Annotated in this window: 16 protein-coding genes; 5 read left to right on the top strand and 11 right to left on the bottom strand. The window is 49.8% G+C overall.

All coding sequences use genetic code 11. The annotated features are described in order from the left end of the window. Positions 1-402: 402 nt before the first annotated feature. Together ACE3MQ_RS21985 and pdxR are read right to left on the bottom strand one after the other, a co-directional pair. On the bottom strand, positions 403-1,188 hold the full coding sequence (locus ACE3MQ_RS21985; RefSeq protein WP_379396731.1) for an AraC family transcriptional regulator: 786 nt from the start codon (positions 1,186-1,188) through the stop codon (positions 403-405). A gap of 60 nt (positions 1,189-1,248) precedes the next feature. Beyond that, the gene (gene pdxR / locus ACE3MQ_RS21980) at positions 1,249-2,706 is read right to left on the bottom strand and encodes a MocR-like pyridoxine biosynthesis transcription factor PdxR (protein ID WP_379396729.1); all 1,458 of its coding nucleotides are present in this window, start codon (positions 2,704-2,706) and stop codon (positions 1,249-1,251) included. Between the two features lie 125 nt (positions 2,707-2,831). Between pdxR and ACE3MQ_RS21975 the strand changes: the two genes are divergently transcribed. From ACE3MQ_RS21975 to ACE3MQ_RS21965, 3 genes are all read left to right on the top strand, one after another. Continuing rightward, a complete protein-coding gene (locus ACE3MQ_RS21975) occupies positions 2,832-3,455 on the top strand; it encodes a pyridoxamine 5'-phosphate oxidase family protein (RefSeq protein ID WP_379396727.1) in 624 nt (207 codons plus the stop codon). Positions 3,456-3,557: 102 nt separating this feature from the next. Further along, positions 3,558-4,856: an aminotransferase class I/II-fold pyridoxal phosphate-dependent enzyme gene (locus ACE3MQ_RS21970; RefSeq protein ID WP_379396725.1), complete on the top strand. Its 1,299-nt coding sequence runs from the start codon at positions 3,558-3,560 to the stop codon at positions 4,854-4,856. Positions 4,857-4,957: 101 nt separating this feature from the next. Further along, on the top strand, positions 4,958-5,089 hold the full coding sequence (locus ACE3MQ_RS21965) for a YjcZ family sporulation protein (RefSeq protein ID WP_379396723.1): 132 nt from the start codon (positions 4,958-4,960) through the stop codon (positions 5,087-5,089). A 76-nt stretch (positions 5,090-5,165) separates the two neighbouring features. On the opposite strand, the gene ACE3MQ_RS21960 is transcribed toward ACE3MQ_RS21965, so the two are convergent. The 5 genes from ACE3MQ_RS21960 to ACE3MQ_RS21940 form a co-directional block, all read right to left on the bottom strand. Then, positions 5,166-6,401 carry an ABC transporter permease gene (locus ACE3MQ_RS21960; RefSeq protein ID WP_379396721.1) on the bottom strand — a complete coding sequence of 412 codons (1,236 nt, stop codon included), beginning with the start codon at positions 6,399-6,401 and terminating at the stop codon, positions 5,166-5,168. Further along, the gene (locus tag ACE3MQ_RS21955) at positions 6,401-7,147 is read right to left on the bottom strand and encodes an ABC transporter ATP-binding protein (protein ID WP_379396719.1); all 747 of its coding nucleotides are present in this window, start codon (positions 7,145-7,147) and stop codon (positions 6,401-6,403) included. Before ACE3MQ_RS21955 ends, ACE3MQ_RS21960 begins: the two co-directional genes overlap by 1 nt. A gap of 70 nt (positions 7,148-7,217) precedes the next feature. After that, positions 7,218-8,633: a DEAD/DEAH box helicase gene (locus ACE3MQ_RS21950; RefSeq protein ID WP_379396717.1), complete on the bottom strand. Its 1,416-nt coding sequence runs from the start codon at positions 8,631-8,633 to the stop codon at positions 7,218-7,220. A gap of 104 nt (positions 8,634-8,737) precedes the next feature. After that, the gene (locus ACE3MQ_RS21945; protein WP_379396844.1) at positions 8,738-9,517 is read right to left on the bottom strand and encodes an SDR family NAD(P)-dependent oxidoreductase; all 780 of its coding nucleotides are present in this window, start codon (positions 9,515-9,517) and stop codon (positions 8,738-8,740) included. A gap of 98 nt (positions 9,518-9,615) precedes the next feature. Beyond that, positions 9,616-10,077: a chemotaxis protein CheX gene (locus ACE3MQ_RS21940; RefSeq protein WP_379396715.1), complete on the bottom strand. Its 462-nt coding sequence runs from the start codon at positions 10,075-10,077 to the stop codon at positions 9,616-9,618. Between the two features lie 276 nt (positions 10,078-10,353). Here ACE3MQ_RS21940 and ACE3MQ_RS21935 point away from each other — a divergent pair, with 276 nt between their 5' ends. Together ACE3MQ_RS21935 and ACE3MQ_RS21930 are read left to right on the top strand one after the other, a co-directional pair. Further along, on the top strand, positions 10,354-11,256 hold the full coding sequence (locus tag ACE3MQ_RS21935) for a LysR family transcriptional regulator (protein WP_379396713.1): 903 nt from the start codon (positions 10,354-10,356) through the stop codon (positions 11,254-11,256). Between the two features lie 27 nt (positions 11,257-11,283). After that, positions 11,284-12,093 (top strand): histidinol-phosphatase, encoded by an 810-nt coding sequence (locus tag ACE3MQ_RS21930; protein ID WP_379396711.1) that lies wholly within the window; start codon positions 11,284-11,286, stop codon positions 12,091-12,093. 158 nt (positions 12,094-12,251) lie between these two features. Here ACE3MQ_RS21930 and ACE3MQ_RS21925 read toward each other — a convergent pair whose 3' ends face one another. The 4 genes from ACE3MQ_RS21925 to nagZ all read right to left on the bottom strand — a co-directional run bounded on the left by ACE3MQ_RS21925 (position 12,252) and on the right by nagZ (position 15,744). After that, positions 12,252-12,818 (bottom strand): GNAT family N-acetyltransferase, encoded by a 567-nt coding sequence (locus ACE3MQ_RS21925; RefSeq protein WP_379396708.1) that lies wholly within the window; start codon positions 12,816-12,818, stop codon positions 12,252-12,254. Positions 12,819-12,835: 17 nt separating this feature from the next. Next, positions 12,836-13,495 carry a potassium channel family protein gene (locus ACE3MQ_RS21920; RefSeq protein WP_379396706.1) on the bottom strand — a complete coding sequence of 220 codons (660 nt, stop codon included), beginning with the start codon at positions 13,493-13,495 and terminating at the stop codon, positions 12,836-12,838. A 74-nt stretch (positions 13,496-13,569) separates the two neighbouring features. Next, entirely contained in the window at positions 13,570-14,304 is a 735-nt protein-coding gene (locus ACE3MQ_RS21915) for a DUF1361 domain-containing protein (protein WP_379396704.1), read from the bottom strand. Between the two features lie 135 nt (positions 14,305-14,439). Continuing rightward, positions 14,440-15,744, bottom strand: a complete 1,305-nt coding sequence (nagZ, locus tag ACE3MQ_RS21910; protein WP_379396702.1) for a beta-N-acetylhexosaminidase — start codon at positions 15,742-15,744, stop codon at positions 14,440-14,442. Between the last annotated feature and the right edge of the window lie 22 nt (positions 15,745-15,766).

The following is a 15,766-nucleotide window of genomic DNA, read 5'->3' as shown; positions in this document are numbered from 1 at the left end:
AAGAATTAGGCCGAGGATTCAGCGCGCCAACAAAATATAATACTATTTCTACGATCTGCACATTTTCACTATGATTATGCCGTTGTCCAGAACTCCGCTGAAATTCAAAGTTTATATTTAAAAAAGCAGCCGACTCATTGAGCCGCTGCTTCTATTGAAATACTATATTTAGCTAAATTCAGCTTTTAGCACCAGTAGTTAAAACCAATAATCTCCATCGTTATCGGATGGTCTGTTGCGACGTATACGATTTCGAAATATGTTGCTGCCAGCCGCTACGCACTGACGGCTGCGAATCCGCCGTCTTTGTCCCATTACATGTCACCTCCTCTAAGACGCAAATATAAAAACACTTACCCTTATCGAAGGCGTTTGAAACACCCCTTTTTAAAAAAATTTAGCCTATCTGATCTCCGAAGGACTCTTTCCGGTATGCTGCTTAAACTGGCGGCTAAAGAAAAATATATCCTTATATCCTAGCGCGTCAGCTACCTCGGTCACGTTCATCCCCGCATGCAGAAGCAAATGCTGGGCTCGATTGATTCTTGATTTAATGATGTAAGCCTGCACCGGCATGCCGATCAACTCTTTGAATTTAATGGAAAAATAACGCGGTGAAAGTCCCGCCCGTGCCGCTAAGCTGTCCACCTTGTGCGGCAGGCCGGGGTGCTGCACGACGTAATTAGCTACCTCCAAAATAATTTCCGCAAGCTGATTGCTGACCTTTTTTTCCACCGGAACATAGCGCTCCTCGCGGAGCAAGTGAATAAGCAGCTGCTTCAGGATCAGCCGGGCCTCTTCCTCGAAGGCGTATGCCTTGATTAAAAAAAGACGCACATAGCGGGACAGCATGTACTCAAAGTCAAGCGTATCCTCCAGCATGCGATAAGAGCCCGGCACCTCGTTAACGGGTTCATCCAGGTCAAAGTGAATATAGGTCAGCACGAGCGGACGCTGCGGGTTATGGGTGGCGCTTGTATGGTCGCCGCGGCGGAACAGGAAACAGCTTCCTTTAGCGACAGGTATAGGCTTATCATTCAAGGTAACCGTGCCTTCCCCGCTCCATACATAGAATAAATCGTAATTGTCCAACGGCTTATCCCGCTTATGCCACTTCCAGCCTGGCTCGCACACGATTTTCGCAAAAGCAGGCTTCAATATGAACGAGGACGGTGAAACGTGGAGCATGTCCTTTTCCCCCTTGAATCAAAGTATCCCTACTGATCATTCCTATTTATATTATATCGCCTACTTGCGTCCGCTTAAAACAACTTTCCACACATCCGCCATTCGCCGGATTCCCTCCATAATTTGTGCATGCTCCAGATGGGCGAAGCAAAAGCAAGCCGCCGGCGCCCCGGTTGATAAATGATAGACTGAAGCATCCCTAAATTGTACCCCTCTCGCGAGCGCCGCCTCGCGGAAAATCGCATAATCCTCCGCAGAACCGCGCCAGCGCGCGTAAACATGCAGGCCCGCATCGGATGGCTGAAGCTCAAACAGCTCCCCAGCCTGCTCCTGCATTGAGGCGCGGAACCAATCATGCTTGTCCCCATAGTACCTGCGCATTCTCCGCAGATGACGGGCATACTCACCGCGCCGCATAAAGCGGGCCAGCGCGCGCTGCTCCAGCCTCGCTGGCGACACGGGCTCGTATAGCGCCTTGGCCCGAGCCGCGGGTTCGACGAGGCTTTGCGGCAGCACAGCGTAGCCAATGCGAAGCCCTGCGAACATCGTCTTGGAGAAGGAGCCGACATAAACGACGCGTTCCTCGCGGTCGAGTGCCTTCAGCGGCTCCAGCGGGCGGCCGGCAAAGCGGAACTCGCTGTCATAATCATCTTCGATGATGACTGCGTTCCGTCGCGCCGCCCACGCGAGCAGTTCCCGGCGCCGCGCCGGGGACAGCACTGCGCCGGTCGGGTACTGCCGACCCGGCGTCACGAACAGCAGCCGCGCGTCCCAGTCGCGCGGCACGATGCCGTTGCCGTCGACCGGGGCGGCGACGGCAATGCCTCCGCAGGCGGCAACGGCTCTGGAGATCCCCGTGTAGCACGGGTTCTCCAGCACCGCCGGCTGGCCTGGCCCCAGCAGCAGCTGGGTCAGGAGCACAAGCGCCTGCATCGAGCCATTGAACAGGCAGATTTGCTCCGCATCTGCCGCAATGCCGCGGCTGCGCCGCAGATGGGCCGAGATTGCCTCGCGCAGCTCGATATCGCCAGCCGCGTCCCCAAGCACCAGAGAGGAGGAATCAAGCTCCTCTCTGACGGCCGCGGCGATCGCGCTCTTCCATTCAGCGAGCGGAAATAAGCCGAGGGAAGGCCCCGAATCGCAAAATGAAATTAGATCTTCCGGGGATGGCTGAACCTGTTCCGTCTGCGGCAGCTCGGTGACAAAGCGCCCCCAGGCAGACAGCTCGATCGCTGCACCTTGGCGGGGCTGCTCTATGAGTCTGGGAACCGTATTGGATACATAGGTTCCGCTTCCCATAACCGATTGAATATAGCCGTCTCCCTGAAGCATATCGTAAGCCTGAGAGACGCTTCCGCGCGATAAACCGTATAGCTCGGCTAATTCTCGCGTAGAAGGAAGCCGGGTTCCCTCCGTAAGCGTACCGTCGTGAATCGCCTCGCGCAGCGCATGATAGAGCGCTAAATATTTATAACGATGTATTTTACTTTGTCTTTCCATCGGAAGGATGAAATCCATGATGAACAACCCTCTCTTCGCTAAAGTGGATCAATAAATTTAATGTAAATTGGTTCTTTTTTATTGTCAATCGAACCCATAAACTAGTTTCAAGCTAAACATAGAAGATGGAGGGAATTTGCAATATGAGGAGAAAAGAGTTCTCGATGAACGAAAATGAACAGGAAGTGGTTGACTTCCTGCAGGAGATGACCTTCGGTTTTCTGGGAACCGTAGGAAGCGATGGCCTATGCCGGGTCACCCCCTTGAACTATGTATATGGGAATGGCTATTTTTATTTTCACGGCAGTCGAGCCGGAGAGAAAATGAAGCATTTAAAATCCAACCCGAATGTCAGCTTCACAGTGGCTAAAGAGTACGCGATCATTCCATCCTACTTCACTCACCCGCAGCTGGCCTGTCCGGCTTCCGCTTACTTTAAAAGCGTGATGGTTCGGGGCCATGTTGAAATCGTAAATGATTTACAGGAGAAGGCCGAAGCCTTTACCCTATTCATGGAAAAGCTGCAGCCGGAAGGAGGTTATGAACCTATTGATCCCGGAGAACAGCAATATGCTGGACAATTAAAGGCCGTTGCTCTACTTCGCATCGTTCCCGAGGAGATCCGGGCCAAATTCAAATTCGGACAAAATTTAAATAACAATAATTTCGATCAGGTTGTTCAGGGACTCCAGGAAAGAAACAGGAATTTTGACCAGGAAACCGTGGAGCATATGCATAAATATTGCCCTTTCCACGCCGGGAGGTAAAGCACGAAGTCATCGACTCCATAATATCAAAGTGATATAATGTTAGGCAGTTAAAACGGAAGCTATCCATTATATCAAACTGATCGGAAGGATGATTACGCAATGAACCCACTTGCGGAGCAGTTGAACGAAAATCTTAAAGCAGGTAACGCCCATTTATACGAAATGCTGTCCACGCTGGGCAAGGAGATTTATTTCCCAAAGGAAGGAATTCTTAGCCAGTCGGCTGAAGCTGCAAGCCATGCCAAGAAGTTCAATGCCACGATCGGTATTGCCACGGAAAACGGCGGCCCCATGCATCTTGCTGTCATTCAAGACACCTTGTCCGCCTATAAGCCGCAGGATTTGTATCCTTACGCCCCGCCTGCCGGCAAGCCCGAGCTGAGATCGGTCTGGCGTGAGAAGATGATCCGCGAGAATCCTTCCCTAAACGGCAAAAGCTTCGGCAACCCTGTCGTGACCAATGCGCTTACCCACGGGCTGAGCATTGTAGCTGATTTATTCGTAGATGAAGGGGACGCCGTCATCTATCCGGACAAAAATTGGGAGAACTACGAGCTGACCTTCGGCATCCGTCGTCACGGTTATATCGTTAATTATCCGCTATTTACTGAAGATATGAAGTTCAACAGCGAAGGTCTCCGCGAGACGCTCCTTGCTCAGAAGGACAAAGGCAAAGCCATTGTTATTCTGAATTTTCCGAATAATCCGACAGGTTATACCCCGGGTGCCAAGGAAGGAGAGCAAATCGTCGCTGCCATTCAGGAGGCTGCGGAAGCAGGCATCAACGTCGTAGTCGTTACTGATGATGCATACTTCGGCCTGTTCTTCGAGAACTCCTTGTCCGAATCCCTCTTTGGAAAGCTTGCTGGACTTCATCCGCGCATTTTGCCCGTGAAGGTGGACGGCGCCACGAAGGAAGAGTACGTCTGGGGCTTCCGAGTCGGCTTCATTACCTTTGCGGCTGAAAGCAAGGAAGCGCTCACCGCTTTGGAGCAAAAAACACTGGGCATCATTCGTGCTACCATCTCGAGCGGCGCGCACCCATCTCAAACATTTATTCTTCAAGCGCTGAAATCGCCGGATTTCGAAGCGCAAAAAGAAGAGAAATTCCATGTCATGAAGGGCCGGGCCAATAAGGTAAAATCCCTGCTCGACAGCGGAAAATACGGCGATGTGTGGGAATACTATCCATTTAACTCGGGCTACTTCATGTGTCTTAAGCTAAAACAGGTTCAAGCCGAGGCGGTTCGCCAGCACTTGCTCCATGAATACGGCGTCGGAACGATTGCCCTTGGCGATCACGATCTCCGCATTGCATTTTCTTGTATTGCCGAGGATAACCTGGAAGAGCTGTTCGATATCATTTACAAGGCGGTACTGGATTTACAGTCCAAATAACATCCGGTAAAGTGGGCACAATCGCCCAAGCATAATAAAGCCCCTAGTCATACAATACGATGTAGTGACTTACACATTGTTAGTTGGAAAGGGGTATGTATATGAGCGGTATCGAGGAAAGAGGCGGCTGTGGCGGCGGGTACGGCGGATATGGCGCAGGACTGTTCACCAGCACAGGCGTAATCCTTGTACTTTTTATTCTGTTAGTCATTGTGAGCCGTGCCTTCGTCTAATGGAATCCATTGACTAAGCAACAAATAACCAAACGCCCTGCAGCTGCAGGGCGTTTGGTTGTTATAAAGGTCTACTCTATTCGTCTTCCTCAAGCATGCCCCACTTCTTGGTCCAATTGGAACGAAGATAGACCACAAGCAGCACGCCTGCCGCCAATCCCCCTAAACTAACCATCAGATTGGAACCCGGAGTCATTGCCGAGGCCGCAAGCAAAGGCAGCCAAAGCAGGATCGCTAAAATTAGCAGCAACCGCGAAATAAGCCGCAGCACCTCTTTGATCCGTATTCCCTGCATGATCGGGTAATAGGAGGCCGCTGGAGAATCTCGGTGGACATAGCGCAGGGCAGTAAGCTGGGTGCCGATCATAAATATGAAGAAGACATACACAGCAGCCCCCATCCAGGTATGACCCGTCCAGTATATGATCAGCATGCCAAGAAGCGCTAAGCGGGATATAATACCTAACAGCTCGCTCCTTACGAATGTTTTCATCAGTAAATAACGATACGAAGTACTCTGCTTCCAAGGGATGCGGCTGCCGGCCATGGACAGCCAGCGGCGGCGAATGACCTTCTGCCCTTCCGCCGGAACCTCCACGAACCAGCCGAGAATCATCATCGACCGTGCTGCCCCTGCCTTCTCATTCGCAATCAAATTCTCCCAAGCTAAAGTATGCTTCATCGGAAATCGCAAAGCGAGAACGTAGTTCACACTCAGCAGCAGCATAAACAGCAGGCTCTTCCACCACGCCGGCTGCCATATCCAAGCCGCAAGCATGAGCAGAATAAAGCACCAACGGAGCAAGCGATAGCCTGCCCGGGCCCGGGAAGTCGTTATTCTAAGTTCTTGCCACGCTCCATATGCACTCAATATTTTCAGTAGCAGTAGTACAATGAACATGGCCCACAACGGGATCGCTGCTGCACCGCTTCGAACATACATCGGCCATGCTGTAAGGGCAATTAGATATAGTCCCAGCAATTTGTAAATCACGCCGCTAAAGTAGACAGGAGTTAAATACTGCTTCATCTTCGATTCCTGCGGAAGCAGGAAAACAACGTCCGCCGGCTGAATATAGGTTCGAAAACTCGAATATACCGTCAATGGCCCCAGCAGGAGGAGCATGATCCAGCGAACGGGCAGATCAGGCGGCAGCGCCTGAAGAAATGTCGTGTACCATGCCGAGAAAACGATAATCAGAATTAGAAGCACCACGGCGACTCCACTCTGAAATACATAAGGCAAATAAGGAATAATTTGTCCCCAGAACGATGATTTTCGCTGGCTACGCAGCGTCCTCAATTCCATCATTACTCCCCGTCCTTGACCAAGGCATAGAAGATATTTTCAAGTGATGCCCCCGGCATTTGGGCCTGTTCCGCAATTTCATGCAAGGTTCCCTGGGCGATGACCCGGCCCTTATGCAATACGATAAATCGGTCGCAATAATTTTCAATGGTCGATAAAATATGCGAGCTCAGCAGAATCGAAGAGCCGCTCTCTTTCATTTCCAGCATGAAGTCCAGCAAGGAACGGATGCCTAGCGGATCAAGACCCAGAAAAGGCTCATCAATGATGTACAATGGAGGCCGGGCTACAAAAGCGCACATAATCATAACCTTCTGCTTCATGCCTTTGGATAGATGCATCGACAGGCTGTCCGCCTTCTCTTCCATATGAAAGAGCTTCAGCAGCCGTTCCGAACGCTCGGCATAATCCTTCTGATCCACATTGTACGCCCTTGCGGCGAATTCCAAATGCTCTCTCACGGTCAGTTCTTCATATAATAGCGGAGATTCCGGGACAAAAGCCAAGGATGACTGGTATATCTCCGGCTCCTCGTCCCGCGTCTTGCCTTGAATAACAACGCCGCCCCGATGAGGTGTCATCAGCCCCAAAATATGCTTCATCGTCGTACTCTTGCCCGCGCCGTTCAGCCCAATAAGACCGACCATTTCTCCGGGCTGCACCTCAAATTGAATATCGTGAAGCACAGGACGACCGAGGCTGTATCCCCCGCTCAGTTCTTCCACTTGCAATACGGGCGTCTCACTCACAATCGTTCCCCCCTAACGTCAATTCTCCATATATCATCGTTAATCGTTGCGTATTCGTTGTATCATTTTCTTAACCCTTATTCTGCTTATCTTTCAGCCAGCGAGGGGCTCCTTTATTCTTACGATCCTGATCGCGCTCATTCTTCCTTGCGCCATTGACGGATGCTCGACTATTTCCTTTAGCCGCTCCTGGGCCAAGTCGCTTTGCCGAACCCTTCGCTCCAGAGGATACGGTAGAAATATCTGCCCTTTTCTCAGCTCCTTTTCTTGCGGAGCCTTGCCTTGTAGTTCCCCCTTTGGAAGCACCTGCTGCTCCTTTGGCAGCATTGCCCCGTCCGCCAGAAGGAGAATCCGTCTCCATTACTTTACCGGCATACATTTCCCGAGCCGAAATTTTGATCCTCAGCTCTCTCGAAAATTTACGGATAATAAATTCCTCTTTAGCCGTAATAATAGAAACGGCCAAACCTTTGCGCCCCATCCGTCCCGTCCGGCCGACACGGTGTACATAATGCTCGGTATCCAGTGGGGGATCGAGATTAACTACAAGCTCAAGCCCCTCGATATCCAGCCCGCGAGCTGCAATATCACTGGCGACGAGCACGCGGATTTTCCCTTCGCGGAAATGTCGTAAAGTCGCGCTTCTTACTGTTTTGTCCGCATCGCCATATAAAGCTCCAGCACTGAGGCCCACATAATTCATCTTCGCCTCGACCTCGGCAATATTGTCCGTATGATTGATGAACACCATCGTTCTTGCCGGATCATAGTACCGGATAATTCTTCTCAGCATATCGATTTTGTCACGCTCGTCCGTGATAAAATAAATATGCTCCAGGCTTTTGGCGGTGCGCTGCTCCGGCTCAATCCCGATCTCTACCGGATCCGTCATCTCCTGACCGGCCAGTTTTCTGATCTCCTCATTAATCGTAGCCGACAAGAACATCAGCTGGCGTTCCCGAAGTGTCCCCCGCAAAATATGCTCTACATCAGCGGTTCCTCCGAGCTGGAACATTTGATCCACTTCATCCACTACAACCGTGCCCACCGTATGGAGCTTCAGCTTACGCAAGGCCAGTATTTCCCGAATTCGCCCCGGCGTCCCAACAACAAGCTGCGGATGCTGCTTCAGCCGCTCGAGCTGCCGTTTAATCGCTGCCCCGCCGATCAGAGCTTGTACGCCTACGCCCAGTACCTCACCGTATTTTTCCGCTTCACGGTAAATTTGCATGGCCAGCTCCTGGGTCGGCGCCAAAATCAGACCTTGCAGCGCTTTCTCGTCCGCTTTAATTTTTTGCAATACCGGCAATAGATAAGCCAGCGTCTTTCCCGTCCCGGTCTGTGACTGGGCCAGCACGTCGCGGCCGCTCAGCGCTGCGGGAATGGTCTCAGCCTGTACGGGCGAAGGCTCGGAAATCCCGAATTCCGTTAATCTGGATAACAACGGTTCTTCTATCCCTAATCCGGCAAAACTTGTCGTATTCATATATTTCATCCTCATCGTAAAAGTCATATCTTACATTATATGCGATAACAGCAAATCCCACCAAATTCGCCAAAAAAACCGACTGAATTCAGCCGGTTTTGCTGCTATTTCTTATTTAACATCCGGTAGCTCAGCATGTCCGCAAGTCGGGGAAACAGCTGATAGAACTTAGCGCCTGCCCCGGCGACCCAAGGCAAATTCACTTCCACTGGTCCTTTTTCCACAGCAGATACTATAGCTCTCGCGACCCGTTCAGGCTTCATCATAAACCATTTCACATTATTCACATAATGTCCGCTGGGATCGGCCACGTTAAAAAATGGCGTATCGATCGGGCCCGGATTAATCGTTGTTACCTTAATACCGTATTCCCGAACCTCCTGGCGCAGCGCACTGCTAAAGCCCAGCACCGCATGCTTGGTAGCCGTATAAGAGGTGGATTTTGACGTTCCCAGCTTGCCGGCGATCGAAGCGACATTGACGATTCGCCCGTTATGGGCTTGCTTCATATAAGGAAGGACAGCCTTAGTGCATCTTACGACTCCCATATAATTCACGTTCATCATCGCAGAGAATTCCTCTAGTGGCATATCATCGCAATATGTAAACTTGCCATACCCGGCATTGTTCAACAAACAATCCACCCGACCATATTGCGAGTAGACTTCCCTGAAACCATCGGCAACGGATTGGTCGTCCCCGACATCCATCGATAGCAGCTTGTAAGAGCCTTTAAGCCCAGCACCGATCTTCACCAGTTTCTCCATGGATCGAGCCGCAAGAATAACGTTAGCGCCTCGCTCCGACAACATCTGGGCCGTCAAGGCTCCAATTCCGCTAGAAGCTCCTGTTACTACTACAACCTGATTCGTTAGCGACATGATCTTTTCCTCATCCCTTCAAAGGGTAATCCACACAGAAATAAAAAACTAGCCCCTGTAACAAACATTCTAGAGCTAGTTCCCAGTTCCATCATTCTATTCTAAGAGATCATGACTTGAATATCCAGTTCTCCGATACCATCCATCATTAGAGGGATGCAGAGTGCTTTGCGAGGGAGTGTGCCGTTCATGGCTGTGTCGGTTTTGATAACCTGGGGAGGAGTAATATCGACGGCGTAGCCCTGGTTTGATAAAATCGTACTGGCATTACCGCTTATCATATTTCCTAGCTCCGAAATAGCGCTTTGACCCATCTCGTCCATTTCGGTAAGTACAAATCCGCCCATCATGGCGGACACGATACGCAATGCCACCGTCTCTTGCAGACCAAACACAACCATGCCGCTGTAGTGGCCCGTCATGCCAATTTGTATCCATATATGATCGTGCTCCGGCTTAATGTCCTTGACACCAAGACTTCCGGTAGAAGGTGAAATTTGAATAACCTGCTCAATGACCGACCGTGCAGATTCCAGAAAAGGATTTATCACTTCCGCTTTCACTATTTTATGCGCCCCTTTACACTTGGAAGTAATTAATTCGCTACAAAAGTCCCGTGTTTTCACTTGTACAACATTATACTTTATTCCTAGTGATAAGTCATTAAAAATCGGATAATACAATTTGCTGCATCCTTCCCCCATAGCGTAGTTTCCTCCTTGGAAGTGATGGCTTACATTGCGTTATGAAGGACTAATCCCCTATAATTAATGAAATGAACATGTTCGCCGTCGTGGCAGCAAAATAAGCTGAACAACAGCTGCGAAAGGAGAGTTCGGATGAACATAAGCCAATTGGAAACACTGCTCATGATTTCCAAAACCAAAAGCTTTCGTAAGGCGGGGGAAATGCTCAACCTGACTCAGCCCGCAGTTTCCGCGCAAATCAAGAGCCTGGAGGACGAGTTCAACACGGTGCTTGTTAATCGTAATCAGCCGGTGACATTGACGGATCGCGGACAGGTATTTTTGGATCGTGCCGAGGCTATTCTTGATATTGTTGAGGAATTAAAGCAAAAGCTATCCGATATGGAGCATATACCGCAAGGACATATCGTTCTGGGTACGACCACTTCGATCGCCATACAAATTTTGCCGCGGATTTTATCCTATTTCCAAGACCAATTTCCTCTGATCAAGACGACGATTCAATCTATGCCCTCCTCGCAAATTTATCAAAATGTTGAGCAAGGACTCGTTGATATCGGCATCGGCTATTTGATCGAAAACAATCCACAGGTTCTTGCATCCGTGCTGTACTACGATACATTCGAGCTTGTCGTGTCTCCGCGTCATCCGCTTGCAGGGGCGCAATCGCCAACTTTGGATTCGCTTCGGGAGGTGCCGATGATTATGCTGTCCCCCGATACCGTGGGCAGACGCTTCGTGGATGAAGTTTTCCGCAAGCACGGCATTGAGCCTGAAATCGTCGTGGAGCTGTCCAGCAGCGAAGAGGTCAAGCGAATGGTGGAAATCAATTTAGGAGCCGCGATCATATCCAAGCAATCCGTCATGCGTGAGCTGCGTCAAGGCACATTGAAGATCGTCCCGATCCCTGAGCTTGAAACGACCCATCCAGTCGGCGTCATTTACAAATCAAGCCGATACATTAATTCGGCCATGCAGCAATTCCTGGGTGATTTAAAAGGAATGCCGGAAACTAATTTCATTAGTTCCGAATAATCTATTCTAAATAAAAGGAGTATCACCATGAAATTTGATCTGCACACTCACCATTTCCGCTGCGGCCATGCCGACGGCAACATCCGTGACTATATTGAAGCTGGAATCAAGGCAGGATTATCCGTCATTGGCATCAGCGATCACACTCCTTACTTCGGCAGCCCGGAGGAGCAGCCCTTTCCTCGCATCGCGATGGCCAAGCGAGAGCTTAAAAATTACGTAGAGGAAGTACTGCAGCTTAAGCGGGAATATGAAGGGAAAATCGATGTTCTGCTAGGCATCGAGTCTGACTATTTTCCGGAGCATGCCGAAATTTATCGCCAAACACTGGCCCAATATCCGTTTGATTATGTCATCGGCTCCGTTCATAGCGTCGGTAACGTAAGCATTTTTAATAAAAATCGCTGGAAAAAGCTAAGTAAAGAGCAGCACATCGCCGATAAAAAAGCCTACTACGCTTTGATCCAAGAATCGGCCCGCAGCGGCATGTTTCAAATTCTGGGGCATATCGATGCCATGAAAGGAAACTACCCCGCTTTTTCGGACATCCCTGCCGCAGAAGCCATCGATGAGACGCTTAAAGTCATTGCCGAGCAAGGAGTCGCTATAGAAATCAATACCTCCGGCAAAACTAAGCTGTCCGGCGGCTGGTATCCTTCGGATTCCATTTTGGAAAGAGCGCTGCATTTCGGGGTCGAAGTCACTTTCGGCTCGGATGCTCACGTGCCATGGCGTGTTGCGGACGAGTGGGAAGAGGTTGCGGCACGTCTTAAGGAAATCGGGTTCAGAGAATGGGTGTATTACAAAAACAAGACAAAGCAAACCGTATCGCTATAGGAGCAAAAAAACAAAAAAAGAGAACCCACACGATACGGCGCTGGGTTCCAAAGACAAATATATTCAAAAGGGGGTCATGTATTAAGTGTACCCCCTTACTGTTAGAGAACGATCACAGTAATATTTCATTTATGTAACAAACGATATACATTTAACAACTAATCCGCAATTTCACCACGCCTGATCGCATATAGTTTAAGCGTATCATCATCTCGCATCCTAAAACCTGTTGGCACCGCTTTGACATAGGCCATTCCGCACTTCTGCAGGACGCGCTCTGATGCGGGATTATCTCGGGAACAGCGGGCCTCAATTCGGCCAAGCTCCAAGGATTCGAAGCCGAATTGAATCAAAGCCCGGGCTGCTTCCGTCGCATATCCCTGCCGCCAGCATGGCGGTGACAATAAATAGCCTAACCGCGCTTTGCCCTTGACCCGATCCCAATACTGCAAGGAGCAGACGCCGATAACCTGGCTGGTTTGCTTCAATTCTATTGCGAAATGCAGGTCGCGAAGCGTCTCGTAGCATTCGGTAAAATAACGAAAAAGCCGGGCTGGAAACAGCATGGTCTGCGGCTCGAAGGAAGTATGGCTCTTAACCAGCGGATCCGTCATGTAATGCTGCAAGTCCTTGCAATCCTCTAGGGTAATCTGGCGTAATATAAGACGCGGACTCTCCAGCACCGGAAATGTTTGGCTGATCTCCATTTTGACATGAATAGCCATGCCGCATGGCCCCCTCCCTATTCATCTTTAATCGCCTCTTCTCGCGCCTTCCGATTCCCATTCGCCCCCGGCATATCCTTGAAAATTTGACGAAATACGCCCAGCATGGACAAGGCGTAAGCTACGGTAACAAAGCTGAAGAACAGCTCCAATACGACAACCAGCCTGGACGTATTATCAACCGGCCTAATATCTCCATAACCCACCGTCGTGAAGGTTGCCGCGCTAAAATACAGGAACGTGATCAACTGAGACAATGTATCGCTGCCGATATTTTCCCCCATAAAGCTTCCGCCCTTGAACAGCTTGTAAATGGATGTGTACACAATCGTGAAAAATAAGATGCAGGACAGGGTTGCGGTACTGATGCGGATCACTACTGCCTTCAAGCCTATCTCGTTATTGGCCGTGTCGGCGATTTTCCGAAAAATATAGAGAATATACAGGATGACCGAACCGAGGACGAACAACACGATTAGCGCACGCAGTGCCCCCTCTGATTCCAATAGCGAAGCAATGTCGATCCAGCCGAACAAATCCTCCAGGGATATGATCACGTATACGACGATCGGAGCAAGCAAAATAAAGCGGCTTGTTACCCGTTTATTCAAAATATACAGCATGATGACCAAGGCAAGCATGCCGATGACATTTAACCAAATCAACCATGGTTGCACGTTTGCTCCCTCCCAGTAAGGCCAGGCTTTTGAATCTACCTAACATTACCCAAAAAGAAGCGGCTAGAGCACATTCATTTATTCTCCTGTTTATTCCACTGCATCGCGCCAAAATAATAAACAAACACGTAACAGAACAATGTTATCAAAAATATCCATTTACAGAATCCAAATGCATGACGCAAATATTCTAAATCCATCAGATAGATGATCGTTTCGCCGATAATACGCAATGGATCCCGGAGCACATCCCAGCTATTCCAACGGATGAACCGTCCCAAATACACGCCGAAGCTGCTAAGCAGCAAAACGCAAACCACGAATATCCAGCCTATAACCGTACCCAGGTGTTTGCGGACGAGTGCATGAACCGAAGCTAAAGAAGCTGTTGCGATGGCAAGGCCAAGCAATGCGGCAAAGAACATCGTAAACAGGTGATCCCAGAATAAATTATTTTCCCAGAATCGCGCTCCAGAACCTGTAATCGGGTAACGATGAAAAGGATGAAGCATATCCGTAATTAAATAAGCTGCATTGGGATAGAAAAACAACCACAGCAAGCCGACCCCGAGAAAGAGCAGAACCTTTGGCAGTTTTCCCTTAAGCAGGCTGACCATGTCCAGAACAACGGCCAAGCCTAGAGGAATCCATGCCAAAAAGGTATTCCAAAGCATAAATAAGTAAGGGGGTCTTCCCCCGTCCGGCAGCTGTGTATGTAGAACGTATTTCATTCCGATCAATGTAGCGATAAAAAGAATCATATACAACATCCATTTGCCCGGGTAACCGAGCTGTCTCCATCCCTGCACTTGCGATGCCTCCTCCATATCCAACGCTTTCAATATGCTGTTATGTTCCATCAGGTTTTAAACGTTATACGAAGGCGGAAAGTTACAATTGTTTACAAACATATGTTTGGAAAAAAAAGGGGCTGGAATTGTTGCTTACTTTACTGGCTTGATCTCGTGCCTGTTCAAAATATCCGTAATCTCTTGATTGATCGCTTTGATATCCGGGCCAGCTGCCGGTTCATCACGCAGGCCGTACTTTTCTTTCAGCTTCAAAATGGAATATACGCGCTCATCCAGCATGTCTAGCGGAATTTCGCCATTCTTCACCGCTGTGGTCAGTGCATTGATGACCGCGAGCTGTCTGTCCTTCTCATGTCCGACCAGTACGACATTGCCTCCGGCCTGAATGTATTTGACCGCAGCCTCCCCGATGTCATAGTGCTTGACAACAGCCCCCATGGTCATATCATCGGAAATAACTACGCCTTGAAAGCCCAGCTCTTCGCGCAGCAAATCGGTTATTACCGCTTTGGAGAACGAGGCAGGGTGCTCGCTATCCAGTTCCGGCATGAGCAAGTGGGCAATCATCACTACGTCCGCGCCATTATCAATAGCTTTGGCAAAGGGCAGGAGCTCCAGCTCCCGGAGCCTTTCCAAACCATGCTTCACGACGGGCAGACCCAAATGGGAGTCGACCGAAGTATCGCCATGTCCAGGAAAATGCTTCACTACCGGGATAACGCCTTCCTGCTCAATCGCTTGCAGCATGGCAAGGCCCATTTCGCTGACGATTTCAGTATTATTTCCGAAGGAACGGCTGCCGATGACCGGATTATCGGGATTGCTATTTACGTCCAGTACCGGAGCAAAATCCATATTCAAGCCGAAGCCGGCCAGCTCTTTGCCAATCACGCTTCCCAGACCGGACGCCAGCTCTGTGCTTCCCGAAGCACCGATAATTTGCGCAGCCGGCAGTGCTTTGAATTCTTTGGGCATTCGCGTAACGCGGCCTCCCTCTTCATCTACGCTCAGGAATAGAGGTACCTTGTTCCCCGCATTCATTTTTTTCAACTGATTGAAGAAGGCAGCTGCCTGCTTGGCATTTTCCATATTATTTTTGTAAAAAATAAAGCCGCCAACATGATACTCCTCCACAAATTCCCGAGCCGTATCATCAGGTGCCGTGCCTTCTACCCCGACCAATACCAATTGGCCGATTTTTTCGGCCGTGCTTAATTGCTCCAGCTTGCTTCGGACGGAATTCTTCTCCTGGCCGCCGTTATTTTCGCCCTCCGCCAAGCCCGATCCTGATCCGGCATCAGACGCCGAAGTATCCGGTTGCGGGGCATTCGGCGCCGTTGAACCCTGGTTCGCACCCGGAGCCTGCTTTGGCGCACAGGCCGTCGTTAATGCAAGCACGAATAAAATAATCAACCCTGAACGTAACCACTGCTTCATGAAACTGCCTCCTGTCTGTTCG

This window comes from Paenibacillus lentus (assembly GCF_042714055.1).
GTDB lineage: Bacteria > Bacillota > Bacilli > Paenibacillales > Paenibacillaceae > Fontibacillus > Fontibacillus lentus_A.
This window is presented reverse-complemented; position numbering and strand designations above follow the sequence as displayed.